This window comes from Synechococcus sp. GFB01 (assembly GCF_001039265.1).
In the GTDB taxonomy this organism is placed as follows: Bacteria; Cyanobacteriota; Cyanobacteriia; order PCC-6307; family Cyanobiaceae; genus NIES-981.
This window is the reverse complement of the sequence record NZ_LFEK01000022.1, coordinates 1-12,995: the sequence shown is the minus strand read 5'-3', so window position 1 is coordinate 12,995 and position 12,995 is coordinate 1. Positions and strand designations below refer to the sequence as shown.

At 69.2% G+C, this 12,995-nt stretch carries 12 protein-coding genes, 1 tRNA gene and 3 pseudogenes; 8 read left to right on the top strand and 8 right to left on the bottom strand.

From position 1 onward, the window contains the following. The 5 genes from SYNGFB01_RS04190 to SYNGFB01_RS16220 all read right to left on the bottom strand — a co-directional run. Positions 1-128, bottom strand: a 128-nt coding sequence (locus tag SYNGFB01_RS04190) for an EVE domain-containing protein (protein WP_048017059.1), incomplete at its 3' end; no start/stop codon positions are given. Positions 129-188: 60 nt separating this feature from the next. Further along, the gene (murD, locus tag SYNGFB01_RS04185; protein WP_048017058.1) at positions 189-1,628 is read right to left on the bottom strand and encodes a UDP-N-acetylmuramoyl-L-alanine--D-glutamate ligase; all 1,440 of its coding nucleotides are present in this window, start codon (positions 1,626-1,628) and stop codon (positions 189-191) included. Between the two features lie 76 nt (positions 1,629-1,704). Next, positions 1,705-1,776 (bottom strand) — tRNA-Val (locus tag SYNGFB01_RS04180). A 113-nt stretch (positions 1,777-1,889) separates the two neighbouring features. Next, a complete protein-coding gene (locus SYNGFB01_RS04175; protein ID WP_048017057.1) occupies positions 1,890-2,696 on the bottom strand; it encodes a photosystem II S4 domain protein in 807 nt (268 codons plus the stop codon). After that, positions 2,689-2,874, bottom strand: a complete 186-nt coding sequence (locus tag SYNGFB01_RS16220) for a hypothetical protein (RefSeq protein WP_369795478.1) — start codon at positions 2,872-2,874, stop codon at positions 2,689-2,691. Before SYNGFB01_RS16220 ends, SYNGFB01_RS04175 begins: the two co-directional genes overlap by 8 nt. Positions 2,875-3,272: 398 nt before the next feature. Here SYNGFB01_RS16220 and serA point away from each other — a divergent pair. From serA to SYNGFB01_RS04150, 4 genes and pseudogenes are all read left to right on the top strand, one after another. Next, positions 3,273-4,858 (top strand): annotated as a pseudogene (serA, locus tag SYNGFB01_RS04165) (phosphoglycerate dehydrogenase). A 10-nt stretch (positions 4,859-4,868) separates the two neighbouring features. Beyond that, entirely contained in the window at positions 4,869-5,783 is a 915-nt protein-coding gene (prmA, locus tag SYNGFB01_RS04160) for a 50S ribosomal protein L11 methyltransferase (RefSeq protein ID WP_048017056.1), read from the top strand. Positions 5,784-5,926: 143 nt separating this feature from the next. Beyond that, positions 5,927-6,230, top strand: a pseudogene (locus SYNGFB01_RS04155) (ferredoxin). 74 nt (positions 6,231-6,304) lie between these two features. Further along, positions 6,305-6,694 carry a hypothetical protein gene (locus SYNGFB01_RS04150; RefSeq protein WP_048017055.1) on the top strand — a complete coding sequence of 130 codons (390 nt, stop codon included), beginning with the start codon at positions 6,305-6,307 and terminating at the stop codon, positions 6,692-6,694. A gap of 227 nt (positions 6,695-6,921) precedes the next feature. Here SYNGFB01_RS04150 and psbV read toward each other — a convergent pair whose 3' ends face one another. Next, positions 6,922-7,470: a photosystem II cytochrome c-550 gene (psbV, locus tag SYNGFB01_RS04145; RefSeq protein ID WP_082325864.1), complete on the bottom strand. Its 549-nt coding sequence runs from the start codon at positions 7,468-7,470 to the stop codon at positions 6,922-6,924. Positions 7,471-7,568: 98 nt separating this feature from the next. Further along, positions 7,569-8,522, bottom strand: a complete 954-nt coding sequence (gene rnz / locus SYNGFB01_RS04140) for a ribonuclease Z (protein ID WP_048017054.1) — start codon at positions 8,520-8,522, stop codon at positions 7,569-7,571. A gap of 150 nt (positions 8,523-8,672) precedes the next feature. Between rnz and SYNGFB01_RS16215 the strand changes: the two genes are divergently transcribed. The 4 genes from SYNGFB01_RS16215 (at position 8,673) to SYNGFB01_RS04120 (ending at position 11,992) form a co-directional block, all read left to right on the top strand. Next, positions 8,673-9,716: a SpoIID/LytB domain-containing protein gene (locus tag SYNGFB01_RS16215; RefSeq protein ID WP_369795477.1), complete on the top strand. Its 1,044-nt coding sequence runs from the start codon at positions 8,673-8,675 to the stop codon at positions 9,714-9,716. An 89-nt stretch (positions 9,717-9,805) separates the two neighbouring features. Beyond that, entirely contained in the window at positions 9,806-9,994 is a 189-nt protein-coding gene (locus SYNGFB01_RS16210) for a hypothetical protein (RefSeq protein WP_200900056.1), read from the top strand. Beyond that, positions 9,981-10,799 (top strand): glucosamine-6-phosphate deaminase, encoded by an 819-nt coding sequence (locus SYNGFB01_RS04125; RefSeq protein WP_048017052.1) that lies wholly within the window; start codon positions 9,981-9,983, stop codon positions 10,797-10,799. The genes SYNGFB01_RS16210 and SYNGFB01_RS04125 overlap by 14 nt, the downstream gene beginning before the upstream one ends. Before the next feature lie 56 nt (positions 10,800-10,855). Then, complete coding sequence (locus tag SYNGFB01_RS04120) at positions 10,856-11,992, top strand: IS5 family transposase (RefSeq protein ID WP_048017051.1); 1,137 nt, start codon at positions 10,856-10,858, stop codon at positions 11,990-11,992. A 209-nt stretch (positions 11,993-12,201) separates the two neighbouring features. Here the strand turns inward: SYNGFB01_RS04120 and SYNGFB01_RS04115 are convergent. Then, positions 12,202-12,983 (bottom strand): annotated as a pseudogene (locus tag SYNGFB01_RS04115) (YebC/PmpR family DNA-binding transcriptional regulator). Between the last annotated feature and the right edge of the window lie 12 nt (positions 12,984-12,995).

The following is a 12,995-nucleotide window of genomic DNA, read 5'->3' as shown; positions in this document are numbered from 1 at the left end:
ATCGCCATCGACCGCATGAAGTTGCGGGCCTGGTAGTTGCGGATGCCATCCCAGAGGGTGGTGCCTTCCCGCTTGAGATCATCGATGCCGTAGACATCGGGCTCGCTCTTCATCAGCCAGTAGGCCATCGGCGGAAGGGGCGAATGCTGCCCTTGCTGCGGTGATGCTATGGGGCGGCTCGATGCTGCTCAGAGCTGCTCCACCAGCTGGCGGAAATGCTCCCCGCGGGCTTCGAAGTCGGTGTACTGATCGAAGCTGGCGCAGGCCGGCGAGAGCAGCACGGCGCGGCAGCCCAGCTCGCGACCTAGCAAAGCTGCGCGGGGCACAGCCTCGGCCAGACCTGGCCAGCGCTCGATCGTTCCGGGGAAGCCTGCCTGCCGCAGCAGATGCTCGAATTCCTCCTGAGCGGCGCCGTAGACCAGCACGGCTCTGGCCTGTCGGTTCAACTCCGCCAGCCAGCCGCCGGCATCACCACGCTTCGACTCTCCGCCGGCAAGCACCAGCAACGGTCCCGCCAGTGCCTGAAGGGCCACTGCGGCAGCGTCGTAGTTGGTGGCCTTGCTGTCGTTGAAGAAGGTGAGGCCCTGGAGAGTCCGGATCCGCTCCAGGCGGTGCGGCACACCCGGGAAGGTGCGGAAGGCGCGCTCCAGCTGCATGCCATCCAGTCCCACCGCCAGACCGGCTGCTGCAGCCAGAAGCATGTTCTGGCGGTTGTGGGCACCTGGCATGGCCAGGGCATCGGCAGCCATCACATCCAGCACCCGGCCGTCCCGGTCGCGCTGCATCACCCGCCCGGCCTCGATCCACAGGGCGGGGTGCTCGGCATCCGGCAACTCCTCCCGGCCTCGGGCACTCACCCAGGTGGCCTCCTCCCAGCTGGCGGCATGGNCGCGCAGGTCGGGGTCGTCGGCGTTGAGGATGCGCAGGTTGGAGCGCTCCAGCAGACTTCGCTTGATGGCGCGATAGGCCTCCAGGGTGCCGTGGCGCTCCAGATGGTCGGGGGTGAGGGTGGTCCAGATGCCGATGCGCGGGNCCAGCTCCGGCGCCGCCTCGATCTGATAGCTGCTGAGCTCCACCACCAGCCATTGCGGCAGGCCCGATGGGGAGTGTTGAGCCTCGAGCACCCGTTCGGCGGCGGAGTGCCCCACATTCCCGGCCATCGGGGCATCGATGCCGCTCTCACACAGCACGTGACTGACCAGATGGGTCACGGTGGTCTTGCCATTGGTCCCGGTGATGCCGATCCAGGGCACGTCCCGGCTGGCCCGCCAGGCTGGCACCAGCTCTCCATGAACGGCCACGCCCTGGCGGCGCAGCTGCTCCAGCACCGGATGGTCCCACCGGATCCCGGGGCTCACGATCACCGCGGCGAGGGGATGGCCGAGGCTGCTCAGGCTGGCCTCGCTGAGCGGTAGGCCGAGCTCCACCCCGATCCCTTGTTCGCGCAGCTCCCTGGCGGTGGCCTCCAGGCCTGGGGTGCAGCGACTCTCGATCAGGCAGACCCGCTGGCCCCGGTTATGCAGCAGACGGGCGGCACCGACACCGGAGCGCCCCAGACCGATCACCACCGTGAGGGCATCGGAGGTTNCCTGCCTGAGGGGATCGACGGTCTGGCTTGCAGGCTCCAACGGCGATCAGCTCACTTGCCAGGCAGTATCTCTGGCCGTGCAACCGCCGGAGCACGCACCGGGGCGGCAGTGAACATGGGCGATACTGGAATCGAACCAGTGACTCCTACCGTGTCAAGGTAGTGCTCTACCTCTGAGCTAATCGCCCGGGGGTCCTGGAATCCGCTGGCTCGTGCCCGCGTCAGGCCGGCGCCAACCTAGCAGCCTCCCTTGGGGCCGTCGCCCGGGCCTTTTGCCCTCCCGGCCCGATCCCGCAGGGCCCTAGAGCCTCGTCATCTCCACCCGCCAGCGGTTGCGTCGGGTCGCCTCGATCGTCTCGATGCGCAAGGCGCCGCGGCCGCTGATCACCACCCGATCCCCGGCAGCCACCTCGCGACTCGGGGTGCTGACCGGCTCCCAGTTGATCTGCACCCGGCCGGCACGGATCCAATCCGCCATGCGGCTGCGGGAGACACCGAAGCCGGCCGAGGCCACCGCATCCAGCCGGCAGGAGGCCTCCACGCTCTGGCAGCGACGGGGCTGACGCATCGCCGGCAGCTGAAGGTCTTCCACGCGGCGCACCTCCAGTCGCACCGGCACGGTGCGCACCAGCGCCTCGCGGTCATGGCAGGCCGCGGCGCACGACTGCAGCACCAGGGCCTGGGCGCCGCGATCGCCGCGCATCCAGATGTCACCGATCGCTTCGGATGGCAGCCCGGCGTCGAGCAGTCCGGCGCGCACGTCATCCGGTTCGGCCGGATCGAAGAGGAAGTTGCCGCTGATCTCCAGACCCGCCAGCGGGGCCTCCAGCGCTGCGGGATCCACGGCGTTGTCGCTCCGCTGCAGCAGCAGACAGCAGCGCTCGGCGCCGCTGAATCCCCCCTGGCGGCTGAGGGTCAGCTCGCTGAGTTCGCCCAGGCGCGTCTCGGCCTCCTCGATCGCGGCGCCATCGAGGAAGCCTGTCCAGCTGGGCTCCCAGGTGCGCAGGGCACACTCAGCCGCATCGATCACCGCCTCGAGCTGCTGTGGCCTGCGGCTGCCTTCCAGCAGCTGGCGCCGTGGCAGCAGGCCTCCACTGGCTTCAGCCATCGCCCAGCCGCACCACCGCCTGGGGCCGGGCGCGCTGCACCAGGGTCCAGGGCAGCTCGCCGCCGGGTCGGGTCTCGGCCAGCAGCAGCCAGCTGCCCTCCTCGAGGCGGTTCCGCAGGCCGCGGATGCGGTCGTCGTCGGCTGAGCGCACGCTCGCTGCGGCGGCGAAGCTGCCCATCCAGCCCGACGCCAGCCCCNAGCAGGNCCCCGAACAGGTGCTGGCTCCAGGGNCCGAAGAAGGCGAGGGTGTCGAGGTCGGTGATGTAGGTGAAGGTGAGACCCGCCAGGAAGCCGAAGGGGATCAGCCAGAGCGCCATGGCTCGCTGCCGCTGCCGCCGCGCCGTGGCTGGATCGAGTCGTGGCACCTCGGCCAGGTCGGTTTCACCCGCGCCGATCGCCACCAGCTGAGCCAGTGGGGGCTGCTGGGCCGCCAGCACCTCCCGGAGTTCCTGCAGGCGGCTGCGCTCGCTGAACACCATCACCACGCTCGTCGTCACCCGGCAGGCCTCTGCAACTGGGGGGATTCTCGCCGCTCACTACACTGCACACCCGGCCCCCCTTCTCAACCCGCCGGGCATGACCAAGGTTCTCGTCTCCGATCCCATCGACCAGGCGGGAATCGACATCCTCTCCCAGGTGGCCACCGTGGATGTGCGCACCGGCCTGCCGCCCGCGGAGCTCAAGGCGATCATCGGCGACTACGACGCCTGATGATCCGCTCCGGCACCACGGTGACCGCGGACATCATCGATGCCGCCGACAGGCTGCGCATCATCGGTCGTGCCGGCGTCGGGGTCGACAACGTCGATGTGCCCGCCGCCACCCGCCGCGGCGTTCTGGTGGTGAACTCCCCGGAGGGCAACACGATCGCCGCCGCCGAGCACGCCCTGGCGCTGATGCTCTCGCTGTCGCGCCATGTGCCCCACGCCCATGCCAGCACCATGGCCGGCGGCTGGGACCGCAAGACCTATGTGGGCAACGAGCTCTACAAGAAGAAGCTCGGTGTGGTGGGCCTCGGCAAGATCGGCTCCCATGTGGCCCGGGTGGCGAAGGCGATGGGCATGGAGCTGCTCGCCTACGACCCTTACGTGTCGGCGGAGCGTGCTCAGCAGATGCAGGTGAATCTGCTGCCCCTGGCCGAGCTGTTCGCTCAGGCCGACTACATCACCCTGCATCTGCCTCGCACGCCCGACACCGAGAACCTGGTGAACGCGGAGCTCCTTCGCACCATGAAGCCCACGGCACGCCTGGTCAACTGCGCGCGGGGCGGCATCGTGGATGAGGCCGCCCTGGCCGAGGCGGTGGAGAGCGGCGTGATCGCCGGCGCCGCCCTCGACGTCTTCGCCAGCGAGCCGCTGGCCGGCGATTCACCCCTGCGGTCGGTCAAGGAGCGGCTGGTGCTCACTCCCCACCTCGGGGCCAGCACCGCGGAGGCCCAGGAGAACGTGGCCATCGATGTGGCCGAGCAGATCCATGACGTGCTGCTGGGTCTGCCGGCTCGCAGCGCCGTCAACATTCCCGGTCTCAATGCCGAGGTGATGGAGCAGCTCAAGCCCCACCTGCAGCTGGCCGAGACGCTCGGGCAGCTGCTCAGCCAGCTCGCCGGCGGCCCGATCAGTGAACTGGAGGTGAGGCTGCAGGGTGAGTTCGCCCAGCACCCCCCCNAGCCCCTGGTGGTGGCCGCCCTCAAGGGCCTGCTCTCCACCGCCCTGGGGGATTCGATCAACTACGTGAATGCCGGCATCGAGGCCCGGGAGCGCGGCATCCATGTGCTCGAGGTCAAGGATGACGCGGCCCGCGACTACGCCGGCGGCTCGCTGCAGCTCAGCTCCCGCAGCAGCCAGGGCAACCACTGCGTCACCGGCGCCGTGTTCGCCGATGGCGAGCTGCGTGTCACCACCATCGATGAATTCCCGGTGAACGTGGCTCCCAGCCGCCACATGCTGTTCACCCGTCACCGCGACATGCCGGGCATCATCGGCCGGATCGGCTCGGTGCTGGGCGAACACAACGTCAACATCGCCTCGATGCAGGTGGGCCGGCGCATCGTGCGCGGCGATGCGGTGATGGTGCTCAGCCTTGACGACCCCATCCCCTCCAGCCTGTTGGCCACGATCCATGAGATCAACGGGATCCAGGAAGCCCATCCGGTGACCCTCTGACTCCCCCGCCATGACCCCCTCCTGGTGGCGGTTGCAGCTGCTCTGCCCGCCCGAACTGGAGGACTCGCTGCTGTGGAAGCTCTCAGAGCTGGGCATCGCCAGGGTGGCCCTGCAGCATCCTCCCGAGGCGCCGCAGCAGCGCCAGCTGGTGGCCTGGCTGCCATCAGCCGACTGGCCTGAGCTCGATCGCCGGCAGCTCCGGGCCTCGCTGGATCCCCTGGCGGCCACCTTCGGGCTGGAGCTGCCACCGCTGCGCTGGGAACTGCAGTCCGACGAGGNCTGGAGCCTCAGCTGGAAGCAGCACTGGCAGCCGGATCCCGTGGGCCGCCGTCTGCTCATCCTGCCGGCCTGGCTGGCGTTGCCCCCGGAGCATGCACAGCGNCTGGTGATCCGCATGGACCCCGGCAGCGCCTTCGGCACCGGCAGCCATCCCACCACCCGACTCTGCCTGGAGGCGATCGAGGCGCTGGCCGACCAGCGGGGCGGTGATCTGGGCGGCATGCGGGTGGCGGATCTGGGCTGCGGCAGCGGGATCCTCGGCATCGCGGCCCTGCTTCACGGGGCCTCCGCGGTGGCTGCTGCCGATACCGATGGCCTGGCGGTGCGTGCCAGCCGTGACAACGCCGCGGTCAGCGGCTTCGCGGATCGTCTGCAGGTGGGGCTGGGTTCGGTGGAGGTGCTCGCCGAGCTCCTGGCCGGCCGTCCGGCCGATCTGCTGCTCTGCAACATCCTGGCTCCTGTGATCGAGGCCCTCAGCCAGGGGTTCCAGACCGTGCTGGCTCCGGATGGCCTGGGTCTGCTGAGCGGACTCCTGGTCGAGCAGGTCCCACGGCTCGAGCAGGTGCTGGAGCGGCAGGGTTGGCGCGCGCAGCTCACGGCGCAGCAGAGCGGCTGGGGCCTGATCACAATCCGGCGTGTGACATAAGGCACGCTGATCTGTGCACTCGCTTTGATTGGCCTTCCCGGCGGCCCTCTTCCAAATCGACAGGAATCGCCGGTGGCGGATGTATGAAGGGCAGGTCCTGCAGGCCCGGAATGCCCGGGTGCCTGTGAGCCCCAATCCCTTCCATGGCTTCCTACAAGGTCACCCTCATCAACGAGAGCGAGGGCCTCAACAAGACCATCGAGGTTCCCGACGACCAGTACATCCTCGACGCCGCTGAAGAGCAGGGCATCGACCTTCCCTATTCCTGTCGTGCCGGCGCCTGCTCCACCTGCGCGGGCAAGCTTACCGCCGGAACCGTGGACCAGAGCGATCAGAGCTTCCTCGACGACGATCAGATCGAAGCCGGCTTCGTTCTCACCTGCGTGGCNTACCCNACCAGCNGACTGCACCATCAAGNACCCACGCCNGAAGAAGANGCTCTACTGAGCTCCCGACCCAGCGGCAACCGCTTCCCGCCACCCTGATGGGTGGCTTTTTCATGGCTGTCAGAGCCACCGCCCGTGACCGCCCCGGACACCACCACAGCAGAGCTGCTGCTCCAACCCGACACCGAGCACCCCAGTCCCGGCGGCCAGTACAGCTACCGGGTGCTGGGCGCCTGCTGCCGCCTCTTCGACCGTGAGGAGCTCCCCTGGCCGTGCTGCCGGTTGGCCTGGCGCAGCAAGGAGCCGAGCTGGCGTCGCATCGGCAGGCGCCTGGTGCCCGATCTGGCGGCCCGGCGCTGCCCGTCCTACGCGGTGGAACTGCTGCAGCCCGGCTCACGGCCCACCCGCACGGTTCTCACCCTGTTTGCGGTGCGGCTGTCGCCAGCGCTGCAGGAATGGTGGTACAGCAAGCAGCCGGCCTCCTGTGACCCGGCCAATCATCTGCCGCCGTTGCCCATCGACTGATCCCGTGGCCCCACCGGGCCCCGCCACGACGCGCTCGGCAGCTCGGAAGGGACCAGACTTCACGGGCGATGGGCGTCGCACCGGTTGGAGCGGCTTGTCAAACAGAAGACCGGTCCCCTGGAGGAGACCGGTCTGTTGGCTGCAGAGCTGGCTGGAGAGATGGAATGAAGAATCGCCCCTGAGCCTGGATTCTGGGGACCTGGATCCGCAGAAGTGAGGACCCTGGCTCAGAAGTAGATCTTGCCCCCTCCCCACTGCTGGCCCTGAACCTTCGGGGCCACCAGGATGTAGCCGGCCATCAGGCGCAGGTCCTCGTCGTCGAGATCGCGCATCTTCACGAAGATGTCGCTGCTGCGGAGGCTCGGATGCACGTCGGAGATCGAATACTCACCGTCGTAGCTGGTCGGATCCTTCATGTAGTCGACCAGCGCCTCCACGTTGTCGCGGGAGGGGGTGGCCAGTGCCAGGGTCTCGGGGTCGAGGCCAACGTTCTGGTTGGTCTTGGTGATGCCACCGGCATGGCATTCGCCGCAGCTGTTGTTGAACAGCTTGCGACCGGCCTTGATCTCCTGCTCGCTGAAGGTCACCGTGCTGCCATCGGGTCCAGCTGGCACGGTGAGCTGGTCGGCACTCCACTGGGCCGCCTGGGCGGGGGCCGCCAGGGCGAACAGCAGCATCAGGGGCAGCACCAGCAGGCTGCGACTGGCGGAGGCGACGCTGCCGAGCAGACTGCGCAGCGCTCTGCGGACGACAACCAGAGGGAGGGAGGAGGCCATTGGGAGAAGCCGGCGGTGTGGCGGTGAGACCGCATCGCAGACCTTGTATCACGGGGGGNAGGGGCCTCCGGACCGGAATCGGGGGAACTGTTGCAGGCTCAGGCCGGCTCAGCCGGGAGCACGTCGATGCTGAGAAAGTCGTGGGCCAGCCGCGTGTTGCTGAAGATCGCCCGGGCCTCGGCCAGCAGGTCGTCGGGAGTGGTGGGATTGCCCGGCATGTAGCGCGGGCTGAGGTGGGTGAGCACCAGCTGCTTCACACCGGCCTCCAGGGCCGTCTGGGCCGCCATGGTGCTGGTCGAGTGCTGACGGGCGATCGCCAGCTCCGCCTCGCCATGGGAAAAGGTGCTTTCGTGGATGAGCAGATCGGCTTCGTGGGCCAGCTCCACCGCCGCCTCGCAGAACACCGTGTCGGTGCAGATCACCACACTGGCGCCGGGGCGCTCCGGGCCGCAGAGGCTGGCGCCGTTGATGATCCGGCCATCGGCCAGGGTCACGGTGCGGCCGGCCTTGAGCTCGGCGTAGACCGGCCCGGGGGGGATGCCCAGACTGCGGGCCAGCTCCACATCGAAGCGGCCNGGCCGGGGCTTCTGATCCACGCGATAGGCATAGGCGGGGATCCGGTGGCTCAGTGCCGTGCAGCGCACCTGGATGTCGCCGTCGTCGAGGAGAACGCCTGCGCTGGCAGCGGCCTGCCGCACCCGGTGACTGCGCAGTGGGTAGCCGATGCGGGTGGAGCTAGTGCGCAGCACCCCTTCCAGGTAGTCGCGCAGCGGGTCCGGTCCGTAGAGGTCGATGCCGCTGCAGGTCCCGGCCAGCCCCATGCTCGCCAGCAGCCCCGGCAGCCCGAACACGTGGTCGCCATGCATGTGGCTGATGAAGATGCGGCGCAGCTGGCTCACCCGCAGCTCGCTGCGCAGGAACTGGTGCTGGGTGCCCTCACCGCAGTCGAACAGCCACAGCTCGCTCCGCTGGGGCAGCCGCAGGGCGACCGCCGAGACGTTGCGGGCCCGGGTGGNCACGCCGGAGCTGGTGCCCAGAAAGGTGACCTGCACGGCCCTGTGATCTCTGGCGCATGCTGCCACGCCGGGCACAATGGGCTGCGCCATTGCTCCCCGGCCGCCTTGATGCGATCTTCGGCCCCCTGGCGGGCATTGCTGGGCCCGGCACCACTGTTCAGATCGATCGGATCGATCGGACCGGCCGTGCTGCTGATCGGTTCGTGGCTGGGCACGGCGGCGGTGGCGCCGGTGTTCGCCGCCGGAACNGAGGTGCGGGTGCTGCTGCTGGAGAGTGACGTCGTCGCCCTGGCCGCCCTCGACCGCCCGCTCCAACTGCGCAGCGGCGGGGGCGATTCGGCGGCTTCGCCCATCGCCCTCCTGACCGCCGGAACGCCGGCCCGCCTGCGCCTCAGCAACGGTCGTCTGCAGCTGGAGACCGCCAGCGGCAGCCGGAACCTGCCCGCGGTGGCCGCCATGTGGCTGGAGGCCGCAGCCCCCGCCCGCGGCGACGCCACGGGGGATTTTCAGGTGCTGGAGCGCCGCTATCGCGGCCGGCTGCAGATTCTCGTCAAGGGCTCCAGCCTGCAGGCGATCAACCACGTGCCTCTGGAGAGCTATCTGCCGAGTGTGGTGGGCAGCGAGATGCCGGCCACGTGGCCCCAGGCGGCCCTGCGCGCCCAGGCGGTGGCAGCCCGCACCTATGCCCTGCGCGAGCGCAAGCCGACAGCCCCCTTCGATCTGAGTGCCACCGTGAAAAGCCAGGTCTACAAGGGTGTGGAGGCGGAGACCCCTTCCACCCGCGAGGCGGTGGCGGCCACCCGGGGCCAGGTGCTCACCTATGGCGGCCAGCTCGCCAACACGGTGTTTCACAGCAGCAGCGGCGGTGGGAGCACCGAGAACAGCGGCGATCTGTGGAGACAGCAGCTGCCCTACCTCGTGAGCGTGCCTGATTTCGATGAGCACAGCCCGGTGAACCAGTGGCAGCAGCGCCTCGAGCCCGAGCAGCTGCAGCAGGCCTTCCCCGAGACCGGGGGGGTGGATCGGATCGCCGTGCTGTCCACCACCGCCACCGGTCGGATCCGCGAGGCCCGGGTTCAGGGCCCCCGCGGCAGTCTGCTGCTCAGCGGCGCCCAGCTTCGCAGCAGGCTCGGTCTGCGCAGCACCCTGGTGCGCTTCGAACTGCTGTCCACCGAGATCGCCAGCGCCGCCGCCGCCGCCCCGGGGGGCGCACGATGCCGGCCTCCCTGAGGGCCTCGGCACGGGGCCCGGGGCGTTCCTTCAGCCCAGCCTTCGGGTCCGCCCTGGCCAGCCTGCCGCCCCCTCCCCCGCCTCTGCCCGTGCTGGAGGGCCAGCCGCCGCTGCAACTGCCCCGACCCGCCCTGCTGGTGATCGGCCGCGGTTTTGGCCATGGCGTGGGCATGAGCCAGTGGGGGGCCTATGGCCTGGCCCTGCGCGGCAGCAGCCATGAGCAGATCCTGCGTCACTACTACCGCGGTACCACCCTGACCCTGGATGGCGGTCGTTGAGCACGGCCGCCTGGCCTGCGGGTTCGATCTCTGGGTGGGGAGTGATGTGGCCGCCGTGGCGGCGGAAGCTGCCCGCCTGCTGCTGAGGGATCGTCTGGATGAGGGGGCCGGTTCAGGCCTCGCGCCGCTCCCGCTGGGACTGGCCACCGGCAGCACTATGGACCCTGTCTACGCCGCTCTGGCGGATCAGGTGAGACGCCTCACGGCGGCCGAGCGCCGGACCCTCCGCGCCGGCTGGCTCAGTTTCAATCTTGACGAATACGTCGGACTCGGCTCCGCCGACCCCCGCTCCTTCAGCGCCACGATGGCTCGCCAGTTGGTGGCCCCCCTGGATCTGGACCCCGCTCAGGTGCGGCTGCCGGACGGTCTGGCGTCCGACCCGGCGGCCGAGGCGCGCCGCTACAGGGCCGAGCTCGCCGCCGCGGGCGGCATCGGCCTGCAGCTGCTGGGGCTCGGGCTCAACGGTCACGTCGGATTCAACGAGCCCNNNTCGGTGGCGGCGGCCCCCTGTCGCTGCGTGGAGCTCAGCCCGATCAGCCGGGCTCAGAATGCCGCTGCCTTCGGCGGCGATCCGGCGGCGGTGCCNGCCCGGGCGATCACCCTCGGCCTGGAGGAGATCCTGTCGGCCCGACAGATCCTGCTGGTGGTCACCGGATCCAGCAAGGCATCCGTGCTGGCCCGGCTGCTGCTCGATCCTCCCTGCCCTGCGCTGCCGGCCAGTTGGCTGCACGGGCATCCCGCCGTCACCCTCCTGGCCGATCCGGCCGCCCTGGCCGGGCTGGGGCCGGCCGATCAGCCCGGCTAGGAGGCTGCTGAAAAAGCAGCCCAGCCGCGGGAGAATGGCTCAACGGCACTGAGCGGATGCGCGGCCAGCAGGAGCGGACCGGCCCCCTGTTCTCCTACGTCTCCACGGAGGATCGGATCCCCAAGGCCCATCCCCTACGGCAGGTCCGGCGGCTGGCCGATCAGGCGCTGGATCGGCTGCACCCCACCTTCTGCAGGCTCTACCCCGAGGGTGGCCGCCCCTCGATCCCGCCGGAGCAGTTGCTGCTGGCCCTGTTGCTGCAGGCGATCTACGGCATCCGCTCGGAGCGGATGCTGATCGAGCAACTGGACTACAACCTGCTGTTTCGCTGGTTTGTCGGCCTCAACCCGGACGATCCCGTCTGGCATCCCACCACATTCACCAAGAACCGAGACCGGCTGCTCAACGAGGAGCTGATGGCGATGTTCCTGGAGCTGCTGCTGGCCTCGCCGGAGGTCATGCCGCTGCTGAGCTCCGAGCACTTCTCCGTGGATGGCACCCTGCTGCGGGCCTGGGCCTCTCATGGCTCCCTGGAGCGGATCGATGGGATCGACGACGATCCACCACCGTCCAGTGGCGGGAATGGGTTTGGATCATCTCCTGGCAAGCAGAAGAAGCGCGCCAAGGGCGACTTCCGCGGCCTGCTGCTCTCCAACCAGACGCATCGCTCCAGCAGCGACGCGGAGGCGCGTCTGTTCCGCAAGTCGAACAGCACTGGGGCGTTCCTCAGCTATCTGGGGCACTGCCTGATGGAGAACCGGCACGGTCTGGTGGTGGCCAGCGAGGTCACCCCAGCAGACGGCTACGGGGAGCGTGCGGCGGCCGTGCGGATGGCGCGCTCACTGCCGGGTGCCCACCAGAAGACACTGGGGGCCGACAAGGGCTACGACACCAGGGATTTCGTGGCCGATCTGCGCATCGCCGGCATCACGCCCCATGTCACCCAGAACATCCAGACCCGCCGGCGCTCCGCCATCGACGGCCGCACCGTTCGCCATGCGGGCTATGCCCGCTCGATCAACGCCAGGAGACGGATCGAGCAGGTATTTGGCTGGATCAAACAGGCCGCCGGACTGCGGCAGCTCAAGACCAGGGGGCGATCGCGGGTGGGAGCGGTGTTTCGGCTGCACGTGGTGGCCTACAACCTGATCCGCCTGGCCAACCTGCTCAGCCCACGGGAGGTCCTGGCATGAAAGGGCAGGTGCGAGGGTCTCAGCAGCGATCGTCCGGCTGGACCTCGCCGCTGACGTCGGGGATCACTGCCCAGTACGCCAAGACCGTCTTCCGATTGGAGGCGTCAGGGACTCTGGACTCTGAATCCGGTGCAGGAAGGCTCGGATGGACCGCTATTTCAGCAGCCTCCTAGGCCATGCAGCCAGCGGGACCATGAGCGGTCTGGCCGTCACTCGGCGAGGGCATGCAGCAGCGCCTCGTCGGCCTCGAGGTTTGCGGTCACGCTGCGCACGTCGTCAAGCTCCTCGAGGGCATCCAGGAGTTTCAGGCAGCGACGCAGCTGCTCGGGCTCACTGAGCGGACAGCTGGTCTGGGGAATCCAGCGGTGCTCCCAGGCCTCCACGGCCATCCCCTGGTTGCGCAGTCCCGCCTGAAGCGCTTCCAGGTCGGCGAAGGCTCCGAACACCTCGGCTCCATCCCCGAGCAGCTCATAGCCCACGGCGCCGGGCCGCCCTGCTCCTCCAGGGTCAGCAGGGTCTCCAGCAGGGCCTCCTCGGCGATCGGACCGCCATCGGCACCGACCAGGCGCACCACGCTGCGCTGTTCGAACAGATAGCCCACGCAGCCGGTTTCGCCCAGATTGCCGCCATGCTTGCTGAAGGCCAGGCGCAGGTCGGCGGCCGTACGGTTGCGGTTGTCGGTGAACGCCTCCACCAGCACGGCCACGCCGCCGGGGCCATAGCCCTCGTAGCGCACCTCCTCGAAGGTGGCGCCTTCACCGCTGAGCTGGCCCGACCCCTTGGCGATGGCCCTCTCGATGTTGGCGTTGGGCACACCGGCCGCCTTGGCTTTCTCGATCGCCGTGCGCAGCTGAGAGTTGCCGGCCGGATCGGCACCGCCGCGGGCCGCCACCATGATCTCCCGGCCGAGCCTGGTGAACACGGCACCGCGCCTGGCGTCGACCACCGCCTTGGTGCGTTTGATCTGGGCCCACTTGCTGTGGCCGGCCATCGCAGGTTTCGG

What these genes read in the sequence shown, in the direction of transcription:
- SYNGFB01_RS04120 (WP_048017051.1), top strand. Translation starts at nt 10,856, where the DNA reads ATGCGCGGCCAGCAGGAGCGGACCGGCCCCCTGTTCTCCTACGTCTCC.
- SYNGFB01_RS04175 (WP_048017057.1), bottom strand. Translation starts at nt 2,696, where the DNA reads ATGGCTGAAGCCAGTGGAGGCCTGCTGCCACGGCGCCAGCTGCTGGAA.
- psbV (WP_082325864.1), bottom strand. Translation starts at nt 7,470, where the DNA reads ATGGCCTCCTCCCTCCCTCTGGTTGTCGTCCGCAGAGCGCTGCGCAGT.
- SYNGFB01_RS16220 (WP_369795478.1), bottom strand. Translation starts at nt 2,874, where the DNA reads ATGGGCAGCTTCGCCGCCGCAGCGAGCGTGCGCTCAGCCGACGACGAC.